Source organism: Acinetobacter sp. TUM15071 (assembly GCF_008980925.1).
In the GTDB taxonomy this organism is placed as follows: Bacteria; Pseudomonadota; Gammaproteobacteria; order Pseudomonadales; family Moraxellaceae; genus Acinetobacter; species Acinetobacter dispersus.
On sequence record NZ_BKGB01000075.1, the window covers coordinates 1 to 435 of the forward strand.

The window sequence follows — 435 nt, forward strand, 5'->3', positions numbered from 1 at the left end:
ACTGTGCGCAACAAAATAGGTATTTTCATCCACCTTAGGGATCTGTTGATCTAAAACCTTCTGCCATGCTTCTACGTCCGGATTCTCAGAATCTGGAAATGGAATTAAAGTAACCGTTGTATTTTCATTTTCTATTTGATGCTTTAAATCTTGAAACCAGTGATCATTTATAGAAGCAGAGTAACCATGAAGCACAAATATTTGACGCATGTTCTTCTCCTGAAGTTGTAGTGTTTTGGCATTTGCAACAAATGACATTAATCCGAATAACACCAATAAAATGAGTTTACTCATCATCGAACAAGTACCATTTTGAAAGATAAAAACATGCTAAACTATGACACCAATGTTAAGGTCAACCCCATTTTATGAACTTAGCTAAAGTTGCCGAGCTCACAAAAGTAAGTCCTCGTATGCTGCGTTATTACGAAAGTT

Annotated in this window: 2 protein-coding genes; one reads left to right on the forward strand and one right to left on the reverse strand. The window is 35.9% G+C overall.

The window, feature by feature from the left end; all coding sequences use genetic code 11:
* Positions 1 to 297: alpha/beta hydrolase (locus GBI66_RS19305; RefSeq protein WP_171494353.1), on the reverse strand; the 297-nt coding region annotated here is incomplete at its 3' end.
* Between the two features lie 71 nt (positions 298 to 368).
* Here GBI66_RS19305 and GBI66_RS19310 point away from each other — a divergent pair.
* Positions 369 to 435, forward strand: a 67-nt coding sequence (locus GBI66_RS19310) for a MerR family DNA-binding transcriptional regulator (protein ID WP_151717194.1), incomplete at its 3' end; no start/stop codon positions are given.